The organism is Pseudomonas sp. NFACC46-3, assembly GCF_900114515.1.
GTDB lineage: Bacteria > Pseudomonadota > Gammaproteobacteria > Pseudomonadales > Pseudomonadaceae > Aquipseudomonas > Aquipseudomonas fluorescens_Q.
The window spans coordinates 24,644-46,287 of record NZ_FOTH01000023.1 but is presented as its reverse complement, the minus strand read 5'-3'; the positions used below and the strand labels follow the sequence as shown (position 1 = coordinate 46,287).

Below are 21,644 nucleotides of genomic sequence, written 5' to 3'. Positions count from 1 at the left end.
TGCAGGTAGAATCACGCCCTGACAAAAATCGGGGCGTTTTTTTATGCGTATTGGCCACGGCTACGATGTTCACCGTTTCGCTGAAGGCGACTTCATTACTCTGGGCGGCGTGCGGATCGCACACGGCTTCGGGCTGCTCGCGCATTCTGACGGTGATGTCCTGCTGCATGCCTTGAGCGATGCACTGCTCGGCGCCGCGGCCCTGGGTGACATCGGCCAGCACTTCCCCGACACCGACCCGCAATTCAAGGGCGCCGACAGCCGCGTGCTGCTGCGTCATGTGGTTTCGCTGATCCACGCCAAGGGCTGGAAAGTCGGCAATGTCGATAACACCATCGTTGCCCAGGCCCCCAAGATGGCGCCGCACATCGAAGCGATGCGCCAGCTGATTGCCGAGGATCTTCAAGTTGAGTTGGACCAAGTGAACGTGAAAGCCACCACCACCGAGAAGCTTGGTTTCGTCGGTCGCGAAGAAGGCATTGCCGTCCACTCCGTCGCCTTGTTGCTGCGCCCATGACTGAACTGGAACTGTTGGGCCCGCGTGCCTACGGCGAACCGCTGGGCAGTGCGGTACTCAAGGCCACCGCTGAAGATTTCCAGGTCGATGAAGTGCTCGACATCCCGTTGACCGGTGATGGCGAGCACTTGTGGATCTGGGTTGAAAAACGTGGTTTGAACACCGAAGAAGCCGCCCGGCGAATCGCCAAGGCTGCCGGCGTGCCGTTGCGCACTGTCAGCTACGCCGGGCTCAAGGACCGCCAGGCCCTGACCCGCCAGTGGTTCAGCATCCAATTGCCGGGCAAGGCCGATCCGGACCTGTCGGCGGCAGAGAACGACACGCTGAAAATCCTCAAGACCGCACGCCACAGGCGCAAGCTGCAACGCGGCGCGCACTCGGCCAATGGCTTTACCTTGCGCCTGACTCAATTCAACGGCGACACGACGGCGATCGATACGCGGCTGCAACAGATCGTCCGCCAGGGCATCCCCAACTATTTTGGCGCCCAGCGCTTCGGCCATGACGGCGGCAATGTCGTCGATGCCCGGGCCTGGGCGGCGCGCAAGGCGTTGCCGGAACAGCGCAATGTACGCTCGCGGTTGTTGTCCACCGCCCGCAGCTTTCTGTTCAACCGGGTGTTGGCGGCGCGGGTCGCCGACGGTACCTGGCAGCAAGCGCAGGTGGGCGATTTGCTCGCCTTCACCGACAGCCGCAGTTTTTTCCCCGCCGGCGAGGCTGAGTGCAGCGACCCGCGCCTGGCCATTCTCGACTTGCACCCGACCGGGCCGCAGTGGGGCGAGGGACCTTCGCCTGCCGCTGGCGCGACGTTCGAGTTGGAACAAGCCATCGCCGCGGGCGAAGCCGACCTGCGGGACTGGTTGATAAACGCGGGAATGAGTCACGAACGTCGCATCCTGCGACTGCCCATTGGCGGCCTGTCGTGGCATTATCCCCAGCCTGACATTCTGCAACTGGAATTCGTCCTGCCGGCCGGATGTTTCGCCACTGTCTTGGTGCGCGAACTCGTCGATTTGGTGCCGGTGGGGCAGACGGACAGCCCATGCGTATTCTGATTTCTAACGACGACGGGGTGACAGCACCCGGTCTTGCCGCGCTTTATGCTGCGCTGGCGGATTTTGCCGAGTGCGTGGTCATCGCCCCGGACCAGGACAAAAGCGGCGCCAGCAGCTCGCTGACGCTCGACCGTCCGTTGCACCCCTGCTATCTGGATAACGGTTTCATCAGCCTCAACGGTACTCCGACCGATTGCGTGCACCTGGGCCTCAACGGCTTGCTGGAGCGTGAGCCGGACATGGTGGTGTCAGGTATCAACCTGGGCGCCAACCTGGGGGACGACGTGCTTTATTCCGGCACGGTTGCCGCCGCCCTGGAAGGTCGTTTCCTGGACAAGCCATCGTTTGCCTTTTCGTTTGTTTCGCGGCAGGTCGATAACTTGCCGACCGCTGCCTATTTCGCTCGTAAACTGGTCGAAGCCCACGGCGAGTTGGAGCTGCCGCCACGCACGGTGCTGAACGTGAATATCCCCAACCTGCCGCTCGATCATATCCGTGGCATCCAGCTCACTCGCCTGGGCCACCGTGCCCGGGCCGCCAAACCTATGCATGTCGTCGACCCGCGCGGCAAGGCCGGTTACTGGATCGCCGCCGCCGGTGATGCCGAAGACGGCGGGCCGGGCACTGATTTCCATGCGGTGATGCAAGGTTATATCTCGATCACGCCGTTGCAGTTGGACCGTACCTTCAACGACGCCTTTCGAAATCTCGATGGCTGGCTGGAGGGGCTGCGCTGATGGCTCGTGAGCAAGACGATATGCTGCGCCGCGGAATCGGCATGACCTCCCAGCGCACCCGTGAACGACTGATCCAGCGTCTCTACGAAGAAGGTCTCTCCAACGCCCAGGTGTTGGAGGTGATTCGCCGTACGCCGCGCCATCTATTCGTCGATGAAGCCCTGGCCCATCGCGCCTATGAAGACACGGCGTTGCCGATCGGCCATAACCAGACCATTTCCCAGCCATACATGGTGGCCCGCATGAGCGAGTTGCTGCTCGAGGCCGGGCCGCTGGACAAGGTGATGGAGATCGGTACCGGCTCGGGTTACCAGACGGCGGTGTTGTCGCAACTGGTCGAGCGGGTGTTTTCCGTAGAGCGGATCAAGGTACTGCAGGATCGCGCCAAGGAACGCCTGGTGGAGTTGAACCTGCGCAACGTGGTGTTTCGCTGGGGAGATGGCTGGGAGGGGTGGCCGGCCCTGGCGCCGTACAACGGCATCATCGTGACCGCGGTGGCCACCGATGTACCCCAGGCCCTGCTGGATCAGCTTGCTCCCGGCGGGCGACTGGTCATTCCGGTGGGCGCAGGTGAAGTCCAGCAGTTGATGCTGATCGTACGTGAAGAACATGGTTTTTCACGACACGTCCTGGGGGCGGTGCGGTTCGTGCCGTTACTCAATGGGCCGTTGGCCTGAGCATTTATAAACACACGCTGAATTCCGTGGCCTGGCCTGTGTCTTACAGCGGCACCGATTTGCTGAACAGAGTCCAACGGCGTCGAGCAAACGTGTGCGGCCACACGTTGCGCTTCATTAATAGAGGCGTAGTCGTTGCCAGCTATATTTGTATGAGTTCTGCCTGGACAGGCAGTTTCCAATTTTTCTGCCACCACAAAGGGAGCGGCGGGTGAGTCTCACAGTCATTGCGCAGCGTATGGGTATCACGAGCTTTCAGCGCCTGGTGACTGGCCTCGTCTTGAGCACTTTGCTGGTCGGATGTTCCAGTACGCCGTCGAGCAATGTCCGGGTTGTCGATCGCAACAGTGCAACACCGCAACGTCCTACAGTAACGACCGGTCAATATGTAGTCCGTCGCGGCGATACGCTGTTTTCCATCGCTTTCCGCTACGGCTGGGACTACAAAGCCCTCGCGGCGCGCAACAACATTCCTGCGCCTTATACGATTCACCCCGGTCAGACGATTCGCTTCGATGGCCGTAGCGGTTCAACGCCTACCGCGGTGGTTACGCAGTCGGGTTCGACGCCTTCTTCGTCGAGTAAGACCACGGTCATTCGCCGGCCGACGGGGGCTGGGACGGCGGCAGTACCGTCCGTCGCGAGCAAACCGGCCCCTGCTCCGATGCCTCCCGCAGGCCCCGCCCCGACCGGCTGGGGATGGCCTTCTAATGGCGTTCTCATTGGAAAATTCTCTTCAAACGGTAGTTTGAATAAAGGAATTGATATCGCCGGGGATTTGGGACAGCCTGTTTTAGCCGCGTCTGATGGCACGGTTGTGTACGCCGGGAGTGGTTTAAGGGGCTACGGCGAACTCGTGATCATCAAACACAGCGATACCTACGTCAGTGCCTACGGTCACAACCGCAGGCTGTTGGTTCGGGAGGGGCAGCAGGTCAAAGTCGGACAGACAATTGCCGAAATGGGATCAACGGGAACAGACCGGGTGAAACTGCATTTTGAGATTCGCCGGCAAGGTAAACCAGTCGATCCGCTGCAATTCCTGCCTCGGCGTTGATTTGATTGTCAGCCTGTTCCGTCACGTAGAGGGAACAGGCTCCAGCGTTGCCAAGGATAAAGGCGTCGCTTGGGCTTGAGGTCGAACTCACCAAAGGACTATAACAATGGCTCTCAGTAAAGAAGTGCCGGAGTTTGACATCGACGATGAGGTTCTCCTTATGGAGACCGGCATCGCTATGGATTCGATGTCGAATGATGAAGGGGCGACTCCACCTTCCGTTCGTGCCAAATCCAAACACTCCGCTTCGCTTAAACAACATAAGTACATCGATTACACCCGGGCGCTGGACGCCACTCAGCTGTACCTCAACGAAATCGGTTTTTCGCCACTGCTCTCCCCCGAGGAAGAAGTTCATTTTGCGCGGCTGTCGCAAAGTGGCGACCCGGCCGGTCGAAAACGCATGATTGAAAGCAACCTGCGCCTGGTGGTGAAAATCGCCCGACGCTACGTCAATCGTGGGCTTTCGCTGCTGGACCTGATCGAAGAGGGCAACCTGGGCCTGATTCGCGCCGTCGAGAAATTCGACCCCGAGCGCGGCTTCCGCTTCTCGACCTACGCCACCTGGTGGATCCGCCAGACCATCGAACGGGCGATCATGAACCAGACCCGGACGATCCGGTTGCCGATTCATGTGGTCAAGGAACTGAACGTCTATCTGCGGGCCGCCCGCGAGTTGACCCAGAAACTCGACCATGAGCCTTCACCCGAAGAAATCGCCAACTTGCTGGAAAAACCGGTAGGTGAGGTCAAGCGCATGCTTGGGCTCAACGAGCGTGTCTCTTCGGTAGATGTCTCGCTGGGGCCGGACTCGGATAAGACCCTGCTGGATACCCTGACCGACGATCGTCCGACCGATCCGTGCGAGTTGCTCCAGGACGATGACTTGTCCCAGAGCATTGACCAGTGGCTTTCGGAACTTACGGACAAGCAACGGGAGGTGGTGATTCGCCGCTTCGGCTTGCGCGGTCACGAAAGCAGCACGCTTGAAGATGTAGGCCTGGAGATTGGTTTGACCCGTGAGCGGGTCAGGCAGATCCAGGTGGAGGGCCTCAAGCGCCTCCGGGAGATCCTGGAGAAGAATGGCCTGTCGAGTGAGTCGCTGTTCCAATAACCCGAGTGCAGCGCAGCAAGAAAAGCCCCGACTGGTTCGGGGCTTTTCCGTGTTTGGGCAGATGTATTGAGCACTACGCTATGCGATGCACTCTTGTGGCGAGGGGATTTATCCCCGTTGGGGCGCGAAGCGGCCCTGAAACAGAAACCGCGGCGTTCAATTCAATAATTTGAGACTCTACGCAGTCCCACGGGGCGGTGCGACGTTTCGCTAAATCCCCTCGCCACCAGAGTGCGTTTCTACGCCTTCTCTATTTATAGATTCAGCGTGTAAGCCTTTGCCTAGTGTTGCGTAAGTGATCGGTTTCTCATTGGCGGGACAGACCGCTATAAACGCCGTGATATTTTCTTATTTATATGATTTATAAGGAAAAGTTGTTGGTGAACGAAACGTTACAAAGCAAGCCACCTGTATCAGCCGCGTTGCACTCGCCTGGGAAAATACTAATATCAGTCCTGTGTCGACGGACAGACACACCCGTCAAGGATGATGGGAAGGAAGGACATCGCAGGACGCGATTCATCAGGATGATGAAAAGGATTAAAGGGATTAGGGAAAAAATGTGGGCGGGTCAAACCGCCCCTTTTTTTGCCTGCGATTTCTTGAATCCGGAAAAGCAAAAAGGCCCGCAAGGGGCCTTTTCGACGAACGCAGGGATGATCAGCGTTCGAGCTCCTTGAGCTTATCGTCCTTGCCATCCCACTCAGCGGCGTCCGGCAGAGGATCTTTCTTCTCGGTGATGTTCGGCCAGATTTCCGCCAGTTCGGCGTTCAGCTCGATGAAATTCTCCATGCCAGCGGGCACTTCATCTTCGGAGAAGATGGCCACGGCAGGGCATTCCGGCTCACACAGGGCGCAGTCGATGCACTCATCCGGGTGAATGACCAGGAAGTTCGGGCCTTCGTAGAAGCAGTCCACCGGACAGACTTCTACACAATCGGTGTACTTGCACTTGATGCAGTTGTCGGTGACGACGAAGGTCATTTCTAATTCTCTCCTCAGGCGGCGGCAGCGAAGCCCCTTCACGGTAGGGTCGCCAGGTTTGGGAGCGATAGTCTGCGAACCAGGCTAATAGCCCGCAGCATCCCAAACCGCGCGCGATTCTAACAGCTTGAAAGCCTGTATGTTAGATCCGTGTCTTCAATGTATAGAGTAAATCCAGTGCCCGACGAGGTGTCAGGTCGTCCAGGTCGAGCTTGGCCAGTTCATCGAGTACCGGATGCGGCAGGCTGGCGAACAGGTCGCTTTGCTGCGGTGCGGCCGGTTTGCCTTTGGTCGGGCGCGGCGCTTCGTGGGGCAGGCTGGTGGTTTCCAGGCGGCTCAGATGCTCGCGGGCACGGGTAATGACTTCACTTGGCACGCCGGCCAGTTGCGCCACCGCCAAGCCGTAGCTCTGGCTGGCCGGGCCGGGCAGCACGTGGTGCAGGAAGACGATACGCTCGTTGTGCTCGGTGGCATTGAGGTGAACGTTGGCCACCAGCGGCTGGCTTTCCGGCAACACGGTGAGTTCGAAGTAATGGGTGGCGAACAGCGTGTAGGCCCGCAGGTGCGCGAGGCGCTCGGCCGCGGCCCAGGCCAGGGACAAGCCGTCGAAGGTGCTGGTGCCGCGTCCGACTTCGTCCATCAGCACCAGGCTGCGTTCGGTGGCGTTGTGCAGGATGTTTGCGGTTTCGCTCATTTCCACCATGAACGTCGAGCGTCCACCGGCCAGATCGTCACTGGAACCGATCCGGGTGAAGATCCGGTCCACCAGGGATAATTCGCAACTGGCCGCCGGGACGAAACTGCCGATGTGGGCCAGCAGCACGATCAACGCGGTTTGGCGCATGTAGGTGGATTTACCACCCATGTTCGGACCGGTGATCACCAGCATGCGGGTGTTGTCGTCCAGGCTCAGGTCGTTGGCCACGAACGGCGTGGTCAGTACTTGCTCGACCACTGGGTGGCGACCTTGGCTGATGCGCATGCACGGCTCGCTGACGAAGCGTGGGCAGTTGAGGTCCAGGTTCAGCGCGCGCTCGGCCAGGTTGCTCAGCACGTCCAGTTCCGCCAAGGCGCCGGCGGTGTCCTGCAACGGCGGCAGTTGGCTGATCAGGTCCTCGAGCAATGCTTCATAGAGCATCTTTTCCCGGGCCAGGGCGCGGCTCTTGGCGGACAGCGCCTTGTCTTCGAACGCCTTGAGTTCCGGGGTAATGAACCGCTCGGCGCCCTTGAGGGTCTGGCGGCGAACATAATCGGCCGGGGCCTGTTCGGCCTGCTTGCTCGGCAACTCGATGAAATAACCGTGGATGCGGTTGTAGCCGACCTTGAGGTTGGCCAGGCCGGTGCGGGCTTTTTCCCGGGCCTCGAGGTCGATCAGGAACTGGCCGGCGTTCTCGCTCAGCGCTTGCAGCTCGTCGAGTTCGGCGTCGTAGCCGGTTTTCAACACACCACCGTCACGGATCACCGCCGGTGGGTTATCGATGATGGCTTTTTCCAGCAGCGCGGCCAGTTCCGGGTAGGTGCTGGTGGTGCGTGCCAGTTGTTGCAGGTGCGGCGCTTCGAGGTCGGTCATCGCCACCTGCAGTTCAGGCAACGCACCGAGGGCATCGCGCAAGCGCGCCAGGTCACGGGGACGGGCGTTGCGCAGGCCGATTCGGGCGAGGATTCGCTCGATGTCACCGATTTCCTTGAGTTGCGGTTGCAACTGCTCGAAGCGATAGCGATCCAGCAGGCAGGTAATGGAGGACTGGCGCGCCAACAGCACGGTCAGGTCCCGCAGCGGCCGATTCAACCAGCGAGTCAGCAGGCGGCTGCCCATGGCGGTCTGGCAGCGATCGACCACCGATTGCAAGGTGTTGTCGCGCCCGCCGGCCAGGTTGGTGTCCAGCTCCAGGTTGCGTCGGCTCGCGCCGTCCAGCACCACGGTGTCATCCAGGCGCTCATGACGCAGGCTGCGCAAATGGGGCAGGGCGGTGCGCTGGGTTTCCTTGGCGTAGGCCAGCAGGCAACCGGCCGCGCCGATGGCCAGGGTCAGGTTTTCGCAGCCGAAGCCCTTGAGGTCCTGGGTGGAAAACTGTTGGCAGAGACTTTTCAGCGCCGAATCACGCTCGAAATCCCACGGCGCCCGACGCCGCACGCCACGGCGTTTTTCTGCCGGCAGGTCTTTGGGCCAGTCGTCCGGGATCAGCAGTTCCACCGGGTTGACCCGCTCCAGTTCGGCCAGCAGGTTTTCCCAGCCCTTGATTTCCAGTACCGAGAAATTGCCACTGGTGATGTCCAGCACCGCCAGGCCGAACAGGCGTTCATCCCCAAGCACTGCGGCGATCAGGTTGTCCCGGCGTTCGTCCAGCAAGGCCTCGTCACTGACTGTACCCGGGGTGATGATCCGCACGACTTGGCGTTCCACGGGGCCCTTGCTGGTGGCAGGGTCGCCGACTTGCTCGCAAATCACCACGGATTCGCCGAGCTTGACCAGCTTCGCCAGGTAACCTTCCGCCGCGTGGTAAGGAATCCCACACATCGGAATCGCCATGCCTGCCGATTGCCCACGTGCCGTCAGGGTGATGTCTAGCAACTTGGCGGCTTTCTTCGCATCCTCGTAGAAGATCTCGTAGAAGTCGCCCATGCGGTAGAACATCAGCTGATCGGGGTGTTGGTTCTTCAGGCGCCAGTATTGTTGCATCATCGGCGTGTGGCTGGAGAGGTCGTTCACGGCGGTATTCATGGGTGTCAGGCAAGCTCGTTGAAAGGTGTGGGGCAAAAGGAGGGGCATTGGCCCGGCTTTTCCGCGATGGGCGCAAGGTTAACATGGGCGGTCTGGTGCTACCCAGCGTTTGGGATTGTGTGCATATCCGTTGCTGCGGTAACGGCTGCTTAGGGTTCCGCCCCGACGGCGGGCTCACTTTCGAAAATCCAGCGTGGTTAATGGGGCGCGGAGATCAACGTCCACCGCGAGGCGGCCTGATAGCCGACCTGATTCTTGGCGGGACCGCGTTTCCCCCTGTGGGAGCGGGCTTGAACTCGTGAAGGCGGCACCACAGTCGATGAAAATGTTGGACGGCATTACGACACTTGATCGAGCTCTCTTGAATCTGGAGATCAGGCTCGTTTTACCTCGGCTTGCATCATCACCAGATTCTGCTGCTTGGTAGCCTCGGCCAATACCTTGCGGTAAACACGTTTCTTTTCCTTCGATTTTGCGTTACGAATGAAATCAGCAAAGGGGCGTTTGGCTCCTTTGGACAAGCCTTGCTTGATCGAAATCATAGTGCGCTCCCGATGGCGGTTCATTGGCGCTCCAGCGCGAAGCGCTCACTCGCGACTAAACGAGGGCGGCGGCTGTACGCAGGTTAGTCGACCGGGGATCCAAGGAACCGGCGCGCCCGAGGGCGCCCTGCGCACAGCTACCATCAAGTGCAGGAATAAGGAATACCTGACTGAATGGAGCAATGAACACCTTGGAATACCGAGCGACTAAACCCGATCACTGATGGGCAGTGACGAGAACCAAAGTACCGATGGGATCCAAGGTGGACAAGCCGGCGGATTCTGGCGCAGTGGTAGGCATAGGCGCAAGGCGATGTAGCCTGGTGTCGCATATTTGAAGGACGCGGATTGAGGGATTTCCCAAGAAGTTGTAGGGGAAATTCCCCAATATAAGGATTGGACTGAACCCGTGGCGAGGGAGCTTGCTCCCGCTGGCGTGCGTAGCGCGCCCAAAAGGACTGAGCTCAATTCGCCGAATGCTCAGTGATTGGAGGTTTTTTGGGGCTGCTGCGCAGCCCAGCGGGAGCAAGCTCCCTCGCCACGGTGGATCGGGCCGACCTTGAGTGAATGGTTTCTTCATCGATATGCATGTTTATGCAAAACAGCATTTGTCTTCTGCGAAAAGAACAAGCACTATGCGCGTTATGCAAAAACGCAACGTTTCTACCGTATTAAGAGCATTGCTCGATCAGCACGGGATCTCCCCCACGGAGCTTCACCGGCGTACCGGCGTGCCTCAGTCCACCCTCTCGCGGATCCTCAGCGGCAAGATTGTCGATCCTTCGGATAAACACATCTCGAAGATCGCCGAGTACTTCGCCGTGAGCACCGACCAGTTGCGCGGGCGCGCGGATGTTGCGCCCGCTGGCAATAGCCGCCGCGATGAGCCGCATTCCGAACTCAAGGACATAAGCCTGTGGGACGACGAAACACCCGTCGAAGAAGACGAAGTGTCGGTCCCTTTTCTGCGCGAGGTTGAATTGGCTGCTGGATCAGGAAGATTCGTCATCGAGGAAAGCGAGCGCTCCAGCCTGCGCTTTGGCAAGCGCAGCCTGCGCCATAACGGCGTGCAGTTCGACCAGGCCAAGTGCGTGACGGTGCGCGGCAATAGTATGTTGCCGGTGCTGCGCGACGGTGCCACGGTCGGGGTGAACGCAGGCAAATGCGGGATTGGCGACATCGTCGACGGTGACCTCTACGCCATCAATCACAACGGCCAACTGCGGGTGAAGCAGCTTTATCGCCTGCCCACCGGCATCCGCCTGCGCAGCTTCAACCGCGATGAGCATCCGGACGAGGACTACACCTTCCAGGAAATGCAGGACGAGCAAATCGTCATCCTCGGTCACGTCTTCTGGTGGGGCATGTACGCCCGTTAACCCCTCCGCTGTCAGATAAAACCCGCCGCCGTGCGGGTTTTTTTTCGCCTCTCGAAAACCCGCAACCCCGTATTTGCAAGGGCTCCATGCATTTGCGCATTCGATCTGCATAAATAAATGCATTTACGCATTGACTGTATATGCATCTATGCATATTCTGTGTCCAAGCCGCTCGACAAAGCGGCTGGCAACACAGCTCTTTAGTTCCACCAACAGGCAGCGATGAACCGGCCTTAACGGTTCAGAGGGTTGGCAACTGACCCGGGTGTGCAGCGTAAAGCACCAGAAGCAGTTATCCGGCGGGCAGGGACCGCGGCCGGAGGAACAATTTGAATGGATCCGTACCGCGCCAGTCGCGCCGAAAGATCAAGCGCATTACTGAAAAGCCTGGGCAACCGGGCTTTTTGGAATGCCTGCACCGTGAGGTGCGTTCAACCACATCACCGCCGCCAATGGAGGGCTTCCGATGCTGAAGGATTTCAGATGCGGTCACTGCAAACGACTTCTGGCCCGCGTGGGCGAGAACATCGAACTCCAGATCAAATGTTCCCGGTGTGGGGCGTTGAATCATGTGAAGGCCCTGAGCCTCGAGTTATCGCCTTTGAGCGACATGGATGCGGAATGCTCCGCGCAAAAACATCGACTCTTAAGGTGAACGCATGAAAAAAATCAAACGTCTTATCGGCTCGTTCGTTCTGTCCATGGCGCTGTTGGCGGCCAGCGGTGCTGCCTTCGCAGCCAACCTGGTTGTGAACGGCAGCTTTGAAACCCCCGGTTGTGGCAATGACTGCGTACTGAATACCCCGGCCCAAGCCGACTTCGTGACCGGTTGGACCACGTTTCTGTCAGGCGTGGAGTACATCAATGTCAGAGCTGCCATTGGCAGTTCGGTCGCCGCCGAAGGTGTAATGAGCGTCGACCTCGCCAACTACACCTATCAAAACGGTGGTGGCATCCAGCAGAACATCAACACGGTAGTAGGCGCACGTTATCGCCTGACGTTCAGTGCCGGCAGTTCCAGGTACGTGAACCGCACGGGGACCGGCATCATCAACGTCAAGGTGGCAGGCCAGACCACCCGTTTCGACACCCCTGTCGCCACTAGTGATGCGACCGTATGGGAAACCAGAACCTACGATTTCACCGCCGTGAGCGATCAAACTACGTTGAGCTTCTGGAATGAGCAGGATCCGAATGCTCACTTCGCCTTTATTGACAACGTCATTGTCGAGCGACTGTAAACGTCGCCGGCCTTACGCACGATCCCGTCAAGCTTAATTTATCCAAAGGAAATCAATTAATGAAAAAATTGCTCAGCGTATTGATCGCAGCCGTCCTGGCGACCCAGGCCCTCCACGCGTTTGCCGAAACCTCACCTGTCGGTTCCTGGCAATTCGCTTATTACCACGTTCCGGGCGGCGGTTTTTATGCCAACCAAACTATCTGTTTCAAAGAAGACAACACCTGGTACTCGAGTTCCCAGGCCGGCTGGAAGGGCGCATGGTTCCAGAACGGGGACGATCTCCAATGGAACGGGAGTGTGCCCATGCCGGGTGCAGGGAGTGCCAACAATCTCGCGACCATTGCCATGGGTAAGTTAGCTGTCGCTGGTTCGATGTCGGGTAACTACGCGGAATGGGCCGCACCCAGTGCGCTACCGCTGTCTTGGGACAGGCACTACACCTACACCATGACTTACAAAGGCGCGACCTGCGCTGCGCCAAAGTGATGTCAGCCCCCAATTGCCTGACAAACGTTTGAACGCCGTTTCTAGCGACTTAATGGGTTTCATCGACCCACATCTCTTTCAACTTCAAACAACTTCCCCGCCCAATCTTAATCACCCCCAGGAAACGAGACATGACAAACGAGCAACAAGCGTTGCTGGACATGCCGATCTGGCTGGTCATCGTGCTCGCCCTGGTGGGCGGGGTGTCCGGCGAGATGTGGCGCGCTGACAAGGAGGGCGCCCGTGGTTGGCCGTTGCTGCGCCGCGTGGTGCTGCGCTCCGGTGCCTGCGTGGTCTGCGGCGTGTCGGCAACCATGCTGTTGTATGCCCTGGGCATGTCGATCTGGAGTGCTTGCGCACTGGGTTGCCTGACCGCCATGGCCGGTGCCGATGTGGCGATCGGTCTTTACGAGCGCTGGGTCGCCAAGCGGCTCGGCGTTTGCGAAGTCCCTCCGCGGGACCTACCGCCCGACCAGCAGTGAATCGACAGCGCTGATCCATACACAAGGAGGCGATCAATGCCTGCCCTTATCGAAAAACCGTCGCAGTTGTTCTCGGCCATTGCCCAGACGCTGCGCGCCATTTATCCCGCCTTGAAAGTCGGCAGCCCCCAGGCGTTCGATGGCGCCGACGACCAACCCTGGGTGCTGATTGCGCTTGAGCGCGATGCGCCCGGTAACCGCGCCAATGACGGGCGTATCGCCCATGTCCTGACGGTGTCCTTGCAAGTGGTCATGGCCGTTCCAGGATGGGAGGCCTGTGATCTGGCCGGTGAATTGAAACACCTGGTCATGGATAACCGCTGGGGCCTGTCGGGTGATCAATGCGACCTGCCCACGGAAATCGATGGCATCGCATCCACGTTCATCCACGAAGCACGGGCGTACAGCGCCTGGACTCTTTCCTTCAACCAAACCCTGTACCTCGGCCCGACGCTGCTGGAGGACCCGTTGGGCATCCCGAAATTTGCCCGTACCTGGGAAGTGTCGAACATCGACGACCCGGATCAATACACCGCACTCGAGGGCTGAGCCATGTTCGATGGGCTGTTACGGATGCACCTGGGGCCGATCGTCGAGCGTCTGGCTCAGATGGAAACCGAGCTGGAAGATTTGCATCGGCGTGCGGAGAGTTTCTGCCGCATTGGCGTTTGCCAGGAAGTCGATGCGGCCAGCAACACCTGCAAGGTCAGCCATGGTGGCCTGCTGACCCCGGCGATCCGCTTTTTCAACCCGAGCGCCGGCGCCCAGAGCGAGTCGCGGATTCCGTCCGTGGGCGAGCAGTGCCTGTTGCTCAACCATGGCGGCGGCGAGAGCGGCGGGCAGGCAGTGGCGTTGTTCGGCCTCAACGGCGGTCAGTTTCCGCCCGTCTCGACCCGGGCCTCGCTGACGCGGCGCCTCTATCAGGACGGTACGGAAAACGGCTACGACCATGCCAGCCATGTCCTGCACTGGCAGAACGGCCCGGCGACGTTCAGCGGTTCCCGTGAAGCGCTCCAACTGAGCATCGGCCCGTCGCGGTTGGCGATGACCGCCGACGCCATCGAATGGCAGCTGGGCGCCGTCGGCATTCGGCTCGACGCCTCCGGCGTGCACCTGAGCGGCCCGGTGGTGGATCACCAGGGACGCGTCATCAGTACCGCATAAGAGATTTCCTCATGATTGGAATCGATCGAAATACCGGCGCCACGGTCGACGACTGGCTGCAGTTCGTACAGCGCGCCACCCGGGCGTTGACGACGCCGTTGGGCACTCGCCAGAAGCGCCCGTTGTATGGCTGCGCACTCACGCAGTTGCTGGGGCAGAACCTTGGTGACGACTTGCTGATCCTCGCCCAGAACCACGCGGCCCAAGCGTTCTACAACCCACAAAACGGCATCGGTGATTTCGAGCCGCAGGTCATTGTCGCCAGTCGACACGGCGCCGGCTTGCTGTTGCGTTTCGCCGGCACCTGGAAAAACCGCAAACAGACGTTCGAGGTGGTGACATGAGCATGCTGATACCCGGCCAGAACCAACTGGCCGAACCGGCCATCGTCACTGTCGAAGCGTTCGAGGACTTGCTCGCAGAGTTCAAGACCTTCGTGGTCGAGTACGTCGGCGCGCGCTCGCCAGCAAGTGCGGCGAAGCTGGTGGACAGTCTTGAAAACGAAAGTGAACTGCTGACCCTGGCGCTTGAAGCCTTCTGCGTACGGCTGCAAACCCACGAACGCAAATACAACGCCCGCATCAAGCAGATGTTGGCGTGGTGGGCCACCGGGACCAACCTCGACGCTCGTCTCGCGGACATGGGCCTTGAGCGTCAGTTGCTCGACCCGGGCGACCCGGCGGCTTTCCCGCCCATCGCTCCGGTCTACGAGAGTGACGATGATGCCCGCTTGCGCTACTACCTGGCGCCCCATGCTCCGGCGGCGGGCTCGCGCATGCAGTACCGGCGAGAGATCTTCACCTTGGGCGAAAGGCCTGTGGTGAAGGTGGACAGTGCCGCTGGCGGTGTCGTGAACGTGACCTACACATTCGATCCGGACGGTCTCGCCGCGCAGGTCAAGGACGGCAACGGACGCCGGACGGCGCCGGGGGAGGTCACGGTCACAGTGCTTTCCCGCGAGGGCGACGGCACACCGTCCGAAGCGCTGCTCAACGGTGTTCGCCAGCACTTCGCCCGGCCTGATGTGCGACCGGAAACCGACCTGGTCATCGTGCAGGCCGCACAAATCAAACCTTACAAAATCCGCGTCGTGGCGAAGATCAATGCCGGCCCGGATTCAGGCTTGACCCAGGTTGCCGCCGAGCAGCAGTTGCAGGCGTATGCCCAGGCCTGCCATCGCTTGGAAGGGCGGGTGGACCCGAGCTGGATCGACTACACGCTGCACAGCGCTGGCGCGGTCCAGCTTGAGATTCTCGAACCGCTGGTGCCGATTGTGACCACGGCTTTCCAAGCCCCGTACTGCACGGGCGTCGAGGTTGAGGTGGACACGTTATGAGTGACGACACACCTCGCCCGAGTCTGCTGCCGGCCAACAGTTCACCGTTGGAAAGGGCACTGGATCTGGGGTTCGCTCGGCTGCTCGAACGCATCGATCCGCCGTTTCCCGAGCTGATGAACCCGGCCACCACGCCCTTGGCGTTCCTGCCGTATCTCGCGGCGGATCGTGGGGTCAACGAGTGGAGCTCCACGGCGCCCGAAGCTGAAAAGCGCCTGACCGTTGAACTCGCCTGGCCAACCGCCCGGCAGGCCGGGACGCGAAAAGCGCTGGAAAATGCTGCCAAGGGTTTGCAGCTGATGCCTGAAGTGCGCGCCTGGTATGAGCAAACACCCGCTGGCCCGCCCTACAGTTTTTCCGTCAGGGCATTTACCGAGCAGCCCTACAGCGAAGAAATCGACGCCCGTCTCGACCGTCGCCTGGCGGATGCCAAAAGCGAACGCGACACCTTGAAGGTGTCTGTCGGCTTGAGTGCATTCGGCCGTCACGTCATCGGCGCCGCGACGCTGTGCGGCGAACTGACCACGGTTTATCCGATCGTCATCGAAGGACTGGAAGCCTCGGGCCAGGCCTTCATGGCCGCCGGACTCTACACCGTCGAAACCTCCACTATTTATCCACAGGGGTCCTAAATGGCCGACTACTACACCCTGCTCACCGATGCGGGGATCGCCTACGAAACCGCCTGCAAGGCGGCGGGCACACCCATCAAGCTGTCGCAGATTTCCGTCGGTGATGGCGGCGGCGAGGTTTACAACCCGGCCGCCACCGCCACGGCGCTCAAACGCGAAGTGTGGCGCGGGCCGCTCAATGCGCTGTTCCAGGATGAGAAAAACCCGAGTTGGTTGCTGGCCGAAGTGACCATCCCGCCGGAAGTGGGCGGCTGGTATGTGCGAGAGGCCGGGATCTGGACCGATACCGGGATCCTGTATGCGATTGTCAAATATCCGGAGTCGTTTAAACCGGTGTTGGCGACGTCCGGCTCGGGCAAAGAGTTCTACATTCGGTCGATTTTCGAGACCAGCAATGCTGAGTTGGTGACGTTGCTGATCGACGATACGGTGGTCAAGGCGACGCGGGCTTGGGTGGCGAGTTATGTCGCTGATGAACTTGCCAAGCTCGACCGGAAACAGTCGGTGCGGGTAGCGACGACGGGCAATATTGTCTTGAGTGGCGCGCAGGCGATCGATGGTGTTGCGGTGGTCGCCGGGAATCGGGTGTTGGTCAAGTCTCAGACTTTGGCGAAAGACAACGGCATTTACGTGGCCGCGAACGACGCTTGGGTTCGGGCAAAGGATGCCGATGCGAGCGCCGAAGTGACTTCGGGGTTGATTGTCTCGGTGGAGGAGGGCGCGACGCTTACCAACACGATCTGGCAGTTGGTAACCGATGGGGCGATTGTGTTGGGCGCTACGGGGTTGGTGTTTCAGAACATCACTCAAGGGTTTGCGCCGCTCAGCTCCCCGGCCTTTCAGGGAAACCCTACGGCCCCGACGCCGGTCGCTACGGATAACGATACATCCATTGCGACGACTGCATTTGTTCGAAACGTTCTGGCCCGCTACGGCATAGCCAGTTATGGGTATGTGTGGAACGGCAACATCGACCTGATTAACGAAACGGGGGTTTACACCTTCAGCGACGGTTCATCTGGAATGCGACCGAAGAATCCTACAACCGGGGCTGATATCCCGAGGGGTGTGTTTTTTCACATGGAGCGAGATAACACGCTCTCGGCGCTACAGATTTGGGAGTCGGTCAATGCCGGTGTTGCTCTGACGTTTAAACGCTCTCGCTTGAGCAACGGCGTATGGACTGCGTGGGCGCAGTTGTGGGACGAACTCAACACGCCCAAACAGGCTAACCCGCTTGATTTGACTGCGGGCGCAATGCTCGCCCCCGGTTCATTCGGCATTGGTAAGTCCATCGTCGGTACCGAAACCAATCTGAACAACTACACCGTATCGGGCATCTATCTGGTCCCTGAGTCTGGCTTGGTCAACATCCCACCCGGTTGGTCCGCCACCCGCCGGTACAACTTGACGGTGGGGCTTGCCGGTGTGGGCAGTCGGCTGACCCAAACCTTGATGTCCGGCATGTCGGGCGATGCGGTAGGGATGGCGATCCGGGTCTGCCAAGAAAATGGAACGTGGACAGACTGGGAAGAGGTCACAACCAGTCGACATGGTCCTTTCAAGGCGACTCAGACTTACAAGTCGGCCGGGGTGTTTACCTGGACGGTACCCGCCGGGGTTAAGAAGGTCTGGGTTACGGTCATTGGCGGTGGGGGCGGCGGCGGTCGTGCAGGCGTCTCCGGGGCAGGATCAGGTGGCGGTGGTGGCGGTGGTTGGGCGCAAAAGCTTGTTGATCTCTCGAGCGTAACCAGCGTTACGGTGACTATAGGCGCTGGAGGTGCTGGCGCTACCTTGGAAGGAGCATCGGGCGATACCGGTGCGACATCGTCCTTTGGTAGCTATCTATCCGCAACCGGAGGATTCGGGGGCATGGGCAGCGCGCCGTCCGGCCATGCAAATGGGCCTGGTAGTGGTGGTCTCGGTACAGGAGGGGACTTCAATACTTCTCTTGGAGTTGGGCATGTCAGCTACGGGCCTGTTGGCGGCTCAGGTGGTGGGCCGGGAGCTCGATGCACCCAAGGGTTGTATCCAGGTAACACCGGCGTAGGCCCAGGAGGTGGTGGCTCGGGCGCGTACTTCGGTTACAACGGTGGCGCAGGGGCTGCTGGCAACGTAATTATTCAGTGGTGATTAGCATGTGGGCAAGAATCGAAAACGGGACGGTAGTTGAAATTACCGACGTTGATCCAACGGAACGCTTCCACCCGGATCTAATGTGGAGGGCTTGCTCCAAGGATGTGCGGCCAGACTGGATATTAATGGATAGCGAGTTTTCTCAACCATTGGCAGTTTCCCCTTCCGAGCAGGACGATACTGAGCGGGTATGGCGCAACATTGAATTGCAAAGCACTGAATGGCTTGCGACACGACACCGCGATGAACAAGACATTGGGCAAGGCACTACGCTTACGGCTGCTCAATATTCTGAATTGCTTGGCTACCGTCAGAGGCTTCGGGATTGGCCGCAAACAAGTACTTTTCCAAACGCGGAGTTGCGGCCGATTGCACCACGCTGGATCGCCGAGCAATCCCAATAAGCGACCCGCACCGGCAATGCCATTCACCAATCCGTCGCGAGGGAGCTTGATCCCGCTTGAGTGCGCTCACAAAAGTGGCCGCTGCGCAGCCCAAGGGGGGTAAATCTCCTCGCCACAATGACTCGACAAGCCTTAAGTGAAGCGCATTCCCCGCACCAGCGGGGCGTTTTTCTTTCCGCAGCACATCACAAAAAACTCATAAAAGCCCCTTCCCAAGGGGCTTTTCCATATCTGGAGAACCAAAAATGGCACCACGCCAAACCTACACCGTGCTCCTCCCATTCCCCACCGGCGGTGGTCACTGGTCGACCACCGGCCAGGAACTCGACCTGCTCGACGTCGAGGCCAATGCCTTGCGCAGCGCCGGTCGCCTGGAGCTGAAAAAAACCGAGGCCGGCGAATCGGCCTCTGTATCCACCCCGGCCAAAAAGGCCGCCACCAAAAAGGCTGAATAACCATGGCTGAGGTTTTGAACTTCGAGCACAACGGCATTACCGTCAATGCCACTGAATCTCCCGAGGCCATGGGTGGCCTGGGTGACAACGTCATCGGGCTGGTCGGCACCGCGCCGAATGCCAACCCGCTGATTCCGAAAAACACCCCGTTCCGCATCAACAGCTTCACCACCCAGGCCCAGCTGGACCCGACCGGTGCCGAAGCGGGGACGTTGTTCCACGCCGTCTACCAGATCCTCAAGGTGGTCAAGGTGCCGGTGTACGTGGTGATCGTCGAAGAGGGCGCCACGCTGGCCGACACGCAGAACAATGTGATCGGCGGCATCGAAGCGCAGACCGGTCGCAAGTTGGGCTTGGCGGCGTTGAGTGGGGTCGCTGAAGACCTGACCATCATCGGCGCGCCAGGCTTTACCGGCACCAAGGCCGTCGCCAGTGAGTTCGCCTCGTTCGGCAAGCGCATCAAGGCCCGTGTGGTGCTCGATGGCAAGGATGCCTCGGTCGCCGACCAGGTGACTTACAGCCAGGAGCTGGGCGGCGCGGACCTCGGTTTCGACCGTTGCCTGGTGGTGCACAACATGCCGGCGGTGTACTCCAAGGCCGCGAAGAAAAACGTCTTCCTGGCGCCGTCGAGCCTGGCCATCGCCGCCCTCGCCAAGGTCAAGCAATGGGAGAGCCCGGGCAACCAGGTCACCTACGCCGAAGACGTTTCCCGCACCGTGGAATACAACATCCTCGACACCTCCACCGAAGGCGATCTGCTCAACCGCTACGGCGTCAGTTACTACGCCCGGACCATCCTTGGCGGCTTCTCCTTGCTGGGCAACCGCTCCATCACCGGCAAGTTCATCAGCTACGTCGGCCTGGAAGACGCCATCAGCCGCAAGCTGGTCAAGGCCGGGCAGAAGGCCATGGCGAAGAATCTGACCAAGTCGTTCATGGACCAGGAAGTGAAGCGCATCAACGACTGGCTGCAAACCCTGGTTGCCGACGAAACCATTCCCGGCGGCAGCGTGTACCTGCACCCTGAATTGAACAGCGTCGAGAAGTACAAGAACGGCACTTGGTACGTGGTCATCGACTACGGCCGCTACGCGCCGAACGAACACATGATTTATCAACTCAATGCCCGCGATGAAATCATCGAGCAGTTCCTGGAGGACGTTCTCTAATGTTTACCAACCGCGTAAGACAGGCCATCGCGGCCACCCTGCAAGGCTTGCCGTTGTCGGCGACCGTGGAAGAGTTCACCCCGCCGAAGATCGAATTCGACATGGAAGAGATGCGTGGCGGCCGTTTCATTGGCGAGGAAATGGCCAAGAGCGGCAAAGTGCTGACAGCCAAGCTGACGCTGCAAGGCCTTGGTCCGGAAGTCATGCTGGCGCTGGGCGTGAGCGTGGGCGACGACATTCTGCTGAACGTGCGTGAAGCCGGCCAGGATCAGGACGGCAACACCTGGTTTACCTACCACACGGTGGGTGGCAAGTTGAAGTCCCTCGAGGAAACCCTGCTGAAAATGGGCGAGAAACCCAAGACCAACCTGGAGCTGTCCTGCCGCACCTACAACCGCCTGGAAAACGGCGTCCCGGTGATCGACATTGACGTGCGCACCCAGAAGTTCGTGCTCAACGGCGTCGACATCCTCGGCGATGCTCGCCGTGCGGTGTTGTTGCCGTAAACGAATGCCCGTCAGTTGAACCCAATCCTTGTGAGAGCGAGCTTGCTCGCGATAGCGGTGTGTCAGCCAACATCGATGCTGACTGATCCGACGTCATCGCGAGCGAGCTCGCTCCCACAGGTTGTCCTCTGATTTACCAAGGAACTGATTCCATGCCCTGGACACCTCCCGTTCACGTCTTGCTGTCGCCGATCATCGGTGACGACGATGCGCGGATCGAGCAGCTCCCCCTCAAACCGCTGTACTACGCCGCGCAAAAAGACGCCCTGGCCCGCGTCGGCGATGATGAAGACGATCAGTTCTTCGAACTGGCCAAACTGGCCACCGGGTTGTCGGTCAAGGAACTCGACCAGCTCAAGCGCCCGGACTACGTGAGCATTGCCCAGTACGTGCACGACATGTCGACGCGCCCGGCGTCGCACTTTCTGGATGAGCCACAGGGCGATCCCGACCAGGTGCAACTGCTGCAACCGCTCGACGTCGCGGGTCGCAGCCTGACGTCGCTGACCCTGGAAATGCCGGTGCTGCGTGCGACCAAGGCGATGAAAAAACTGAAGACGGCCAAGGAGCGCGCCGAGTTCATCACCGCCCACTGCACCGGCCTGATGATTCCCGACCTGGACCGGCTGACCGTGCCCGACTGGACGCAACTGCAGGTGCGCATCGACGATTTTTTAAACAAACCGGCGGACTTCTTTCGGAGCGCGACATCGAAGTGATCCTCGATGTGGTGCCGCTCATTTACTCGGTAAGTGAGGCGGAAATCCTGGAGTGGGACGCCGGCAAGGCCTTGCGCCGCTACGACATTGCGATCACTCGCCTTGGCGTGAAACAGGAGTAGAGCGGG

The 21,644-nt window shown here is 59.8% G+C and carries 25 protein-coding genes; 22 read left to right on the top strand and 3 right to left on the bottom strand.

What is annotated here, in order from left to right; all coding sequences use genetic code 11:
* The first annotated feature begins 43 nt into the window (after window positions 1-43).
* The 6 genes from ispF (at window position 44) to rpoS (ending at window position 5,157) form a co-directional block, all read left to right on the top strand.
* On the top strand, window positions 44-517 hold the full coding sequence (gene ispF / locus BM300_RS21035) for a 2-C-methyl-D-erythritol 2,4-cyclodiphosphate synthase (protein WP_072343388.1): 474 nt from the start codon (window positions 44-46) through the stop codon (window positions 515-517).
* The gene (truD, locus tag BM300_RS21030) at window positions 514-1,572 is read left to right on the top strand and encodes a tRNA pseudouridine(13) synthase TruD (protein ID WP_092223241.1); all 1,059 of its coding nucleotides are present in this window, start codon (window positions 514-516) and stop codon (window positions 1,570-1,572) included. Before ispF ends, truD begins: the two co-directional genes overlap by 4 nt.
* Window positions 1,560-2,309: a 5'/3'-nucleotidase SurE gene (surE, locus tag BM300_RS21025; protein ID WP_092346702.1), complete on the top strand. Its 750-nt coding sequence runs from the start codon at window positions 1,560-1,562 to the stop codon at window positions 2,307-2,309. The genes truD and surE overlap by 13 nt, the downstream gene beginning before the upstream one ends.
* Before the next feature lie 41 nt (window positions 2,310-2,350).
* Window positions 2,351-2,986: a protein-L-isoaspartate(D-aspartate) O-methyltransferase gene (locus tag BM300_RS21020; RefSeq protein WP_170862085.1), complete on the top strand. Its 636-nt coding sequence runs from the start codon at window positions 2,351-2,353 to the stop codon at window positions 2,984-2,986.
* A 211-nt stretch (window positions 2,987-3,197) separates the two neighbouring features.
* Window positions 3,198-4,043, top strand: a complete 846-nt coding sequence (locus BM300_RS21015) for a peptidoglycan DD-metalloendopeptidase family protein (RefSeq protein ID WP_092346705.1) — start codon at window positions 3,198-3,200, stop codon at window positions 4,041-4,043.
* A gap of 106 nt (window positions 4,044-4,149) precedes the next feature.
* Entirely contained in the window at window positions 4,150-5,157 is a 1,008-nt protein-coding gene (gene rpoS, locus BM300_RS21010; protein ID WP_003198289.1) for an RNA polymerase sigma factor RpoS, read from the top strand.
* Between the two features lie 660 nt (window positions 5,158-5,817).
* On the opposite strand, the gene fdxA is transcribed toward rpoS, so the two are convergent.
* From fdxA to BM300_RS31085, 3 genes are all read right to left on the bottom strand, one after another.
* A complete protein-coding gene (fdxA, locus tag BM300_RS21005; protein WP_092223237.1) occupies window positions 5,818-6,141 on the bottom strand; it encodes a ferredoxin FdxA in 324 nt (107 codons plus the stop codon).
* Between the two features lie 142 nt (window positions 6,142-6,283).
* Complete coding sequence (gene mutS / locus BM300_RS21000) at window positions 6,284-8,851, bottom strand: DNA mismatch repair protein MutS (RefSeq protein WP_167331288.1); 2,568 nt, start codon at window positions 8,849-8,851, stop codon at window positions 6,284-6,286.
* Window positions 8,852-9,237: 386 nt separating this feature from the next.
* A complete protein-coding gene (locus BM300_RS31085; RefSeq protein ID WP_170862083.1) occupies window positions 9,238-9,405 on the bottom strand; it encodes a hypothetical protein in 168 nt (55 codons plus the stop codon).
* A 644-nt stretch (window positions 9,406-10,049) separates the two neighbouring features.
* Between BM300_RS31085 and BM300_RS20990 the strand changes: the two genes are divergently transcribed.
* From BM300_RS20990 to BM300_RS20915, 16 genes are all read left to right on the top strand, one after another.
* On the top strand, window positions 10,050-10,784 hold the full coding sequence (locus BM300_RS20990; protein ID WP_092223366.1) for a LexA family transcriptional regulator: 735 nt from the start codon (window positions 10,050-10,052) through the stop codon (window positions 10,782-10,784).
* 466 nt (window positions 10,785-11,250) lie between these two features.
* Window positions 11,251-11,439, top strand: a complete 189-nt coding sequence (locus BM300_RS20985) for a Com family DNA-binding transcriptional regulator (protein WP_092144095.1) — start codon at window positions 11,251-11,253, stop codon at window positions 11,437-11,439.
* A gap of 4 nt (window positions 11,440-11,443) precedes the next feature.
* Complete coding sequence (locus tag BM300_RS20980) at window positions 11,444-12,025, top strand: DUF642 domain-containing protein (protein WP_092144098.1); 582 nt, start codon at window positions 11,444-11,446, stop codon at window positions 12,023-12,025.
* 59 nt (window positions 12,026-12,084) lie between these two features.
* On the top strand, window positions 12,085-12,513 hold the full coding sequence (locus BM300_RS20975) for a hypothetical protein (protein WP_092144101.1): 429 nt from the start codon (window positions 12,085-12,087) through the stop codon (window positions 12,511-12,513).
* Between the two features lie 131 nt (window positions 12,514-12,644).
* Window positions 12,645-12,995: a phage holin family protein gene (locus BM300_RS20970; RefSeq protein WP_092144103.1), complete on the top strand. Its 351-nt coding sequence runs from the start codon at window positions 12,645-12,647 to the stop codon at window positions 12,993-12,995.
* 36 nt (window positions 12,996-13,031) lie between these two features.
* Window positions 13,032-13,544: a hypothetical protein gene (locus BM300_RS20965; protein ID WP_092144105.1), complete on the top strand. Its 513-nt coding sequence runs from the start codon at window positions 13,032-13,034 to the stop codon at window positions 13,542-13,544.
* 3 nt (window positions 13,545-13,547) lie between these two features.
* Window positions 13,548-14,159, top strand: coding sequence for a phage baseplate assembly protein V (locus BM300_RS20960; protein WP_092144107.1), 612 nt, complete (start codon window positions 13,548-13,550; stop codon window positions 14,157-14,159).
* An 11-nt stretch (window positions 14,160-14,170) separates the two neighbouring features.
* Window positions 14,171-14,503, top strand: a complete 333-nt coding sequence (locus BM300_RS20955) for a phage baseplate protein (RefSeq protein ID WP_092346708.1) — start codon at window positions 14,171-14,173, stop codon at window positions 14,501-14,503.
* Window positions 14,500-15,495, top strand: coding sequence for a baseplate J/gp47 family protein (locus tag BM300_RS20950; RefSeq protein ID WP_092346711.1), 996 nt, complete (start codon window positions 14,500-14,502; stop codon window positions 15,493-15,495). Before BM300_RS20955 ends, BM300_RS20950 begins: the two co-directional genes overlap by 4 nt.
* Window positions 15,492-16,127 (top strand): phage tail protein I, encoded by a 636-nt coding sequence (locus BM300_RS20945; RefSeq protein WP_092346714.1) that lies wholly within the window; start codon window positions 15,492-15,494, stop codon window positions 16,125-16,127. Before BM300_RS20950 ends, BM300_RS20945 begins: the two co-directional genes overlap by 4 nt.
* On the top strand, window positions 16,128-18,260 hold the full coding sequence (locus tag BM300_RS31460) for a phage tail protein (RefSeq protein ID WP_256571955.1): 2,133 nt from the start codon (window positions 16,128-16,130) through the stop codon (window positions 18,258-18,260). It abuts the gene before it with no gap.
* A 5-nt stretch (window positions 18,261-18,265) separates the two neighbouring features.
* Window positions 18,266-18,667, top strand: a complete 402-nt coding sequence (locus tag BM300_RS20935; RefSeq protein ID WP_092346717.1) for a phage tail assembly chaperone — start codon at window positions 18,266-18,268, stop codon at window positions 18,665-18,667.
* 245 nt (window positions 18,668-18,912) lie between these two features.
* Window positions 18,913-19,122, top strand: coding sequence for a hypothetical protein (locus BM300_RS20930; protein WP_092346720.1), 210 nt, complete (start codon window positions 18,913-18,915; stop codon window positions 19,120-19,122).
* Between the two features lie 2 nt (window positions 19,123-19,124).
* Window positions 19,125-20,291, top strand: a complete 1,167-nt coding sequence (locus tag BM300_RS20925) for a phage tail sheath protein (RefSeq protein WP_063322735.1) — start codon at window positions 19,125-19,127, stop codon at window positions 20,289-20,291.
* Window positions 20,291-20,797, top strand: coding sequence for a phage major tail tube protein (locus tag BM300_RS20920; protein WP_092223226.1), 507 nt, complete (start codon window positions 20,291-20,293; stop codon window positions 20,795-20,797). The genes BM300_RS20925 and BM300_RS20920 overlap by 1 nt, the downstream gene beginning before the upstream one ends.
* A gap of 152 nt (window positions 20,798-20,949) precedes the next feature.
* Entirely contained in the window at window positions 20,950-21,516 is a 567-nt protein-coding gene (locus tag BM300_RS20915; RefSeq protein ID WP_092346723.1) for a phage tail assembly protein, read from the top strand.
* Window positions 21,517-21,644: the final 128 nt, after the last annotated feature.

What these genes read in the sequence shown, in the direction of transcription:
- ispF (WP_072343388.1), top strand. Translation starts at nt 44, where the DNA reads ATGCGTATTGGCCACGGCTACGATGTTCACCGTTTCGCTGAAGGCGAC.
- truD (WP_092223241.1), top strand. Translation starts at nt 514, where the DNA reads ATGACTGAACTGGAACTGTTGGGCCCGCGTGCCTACGGCGAACCGCTG.
- surE (WP_092346702.1), top strand. Translation starts at nt 1,560, where the DNA reads ATGCGTATTCTGATTTCTAACGACGACGGGGTGACAGCACCCGGTCTT.
- BM300_RS21020 (WP_170862085.1), top strand. Translation starts at nt 2,351, where the DNA reads ATGACCTCCCAGCGCACCCGTGAACGACTGATCCAGCGTCTCTACGAA.
- rpoS (WP_003198289.1), top strand. Translation starts at nt 4,150, where the DNA reads ATGGCTCTCAGTAAAGAAGTGCCGGAGTTTGACATCGACGATGAGGTT.
- fdxA (WP_092223237.1), bottom strand. Translation starts at nt 6,141, where the DNA reads ATGACCTTCGTCGTCACCGACAACTGCATCAAGTGCAAGTACACCGAT.
- BM300_RS31085 (WP_170862083.1), bottom strand. Translation starts at nt 9,405, where the DNA reads ATGATTTCGATCAAGCAAGGCTTGTCCAAAGGAGCCAAACGCCCCTTT.
- BM300_RS20990 (WP_092223366.1), top strand. Translation starts at nt 10,050, where the DNA reads ATGCAAAAACGCAACGTTTCTACCGTATTAAGAGCATTGCTCGATCAG.
- BM300_RS20985 (WP_092144095.1), top strand. Translation starts at nt 11,251, where the DNA reads ATGCTGAAGGATTTCAGATGCGGTCACTGCAAACGACTTCTGGCCCGC.
- BM300_RS20980 (WP_092144098.1), top strand. Translation starts at nt 11,444, where the DNA reads ATGAAAAAAATCAAACGTCTTATCGGCTCGTTCGTTCTGTCCATGGCG.
- BM300_RS20975 (WP_092144101.1), top strand. Translation starts at nt 12,085, where the DNA reads ATGAAAAAATTGCTCAGCGTATTGATCGCAGCCGTCCTGGCGACCCAG.
- BM300_RS20970 (WP_092144103.1), top strand. Translation starts at nt 12,645, where the DNA reads ATGACAAACGAGCAACAAGCGTTGCTGGACATGCCGATCTGGCTGGTC.
- BM300_RS20965 (WP_092144105.1), top strand. Translation starts at nt 13,032, where the DNA reads ATGCCTGCCCTTATCGAAAAACCGTCGCAGTTGTTCTCGGCCATTGCC.
- BM300_RS20960 (WP_092144107.1), top strand. Translation starts at nt 13,548, where the DNA reads ATGTTCGATGGGCTGTTACGGATGCACCTGGGGCCGATCGTCGAGCGT.
- BM300_RS20955 (WP_092346708.1), top strand. Translation starts at nt 14,171, where the DNA reads ATGATTGGAATCGATCGAAATACCGGCGCCACGGTCGACGACTGGCTG.
- BM300_RS20950 (WP_092346711.1), top strand. Translation starts at nt 14,500, where the DNA reads ATGAGCATGCTGATACCCGGCCAGAACCAACTGGCCGAACCGGCCATC.
- BM300_RS20945 (WP_092346714.1), top strand. Translation starts at nt 15,492, where the DNA reads ATGAGTGACGACACACCTCGCCCGAGTCTGCTGCCGGCCAACAGTTCA.
- BM300_RS31460 (WP_256571955.1), top strand. Translation starts at nt 16,128, where the DNA reads ATGGCCGACTACTACACCCTGCTCACCGATGCGGGGATCGCCTACGAA.
- BM300_RS20935 (WP_092346717.1), top strand. Translation starts at nt 18,266, where the DNA reads ATGTGGGCAAGAATCGAAAACGGGACGGTAGTTGAAATTACCGACGTT.
- BM300_RS20930 (WP_092346720.1), top strand. Translation starts at nt 18,913, where the DNA reads ATGGCACCACGCCAAACCTACACCGTGCTCCTCCCATTCCCCACCGGC.
- BM300_RS20925 (WP_063322735.1), top strand. Translation starts at nt 19,125, where the DNA reads ATGGCTGAGGTTTTGAACTTCGAGCACAACGGCATTACCGTCAATGCC.
- BM300_RS20920 (WP_092223226.1), top strand. Translation starts at nt 20,291, where the DNA reads ATGTTTACCAACCGCGTAAGACAGGCCATCGCGGCCACCCTGCAAGGC.
- BM300_RS20915 (WP_092346723.1), top strand. Translation starts at nt 20,950, where the DNA reads ATGCCCTGGACACCTCCCGTTCACGTCTTGCTGTCGCCGATCATCGGT.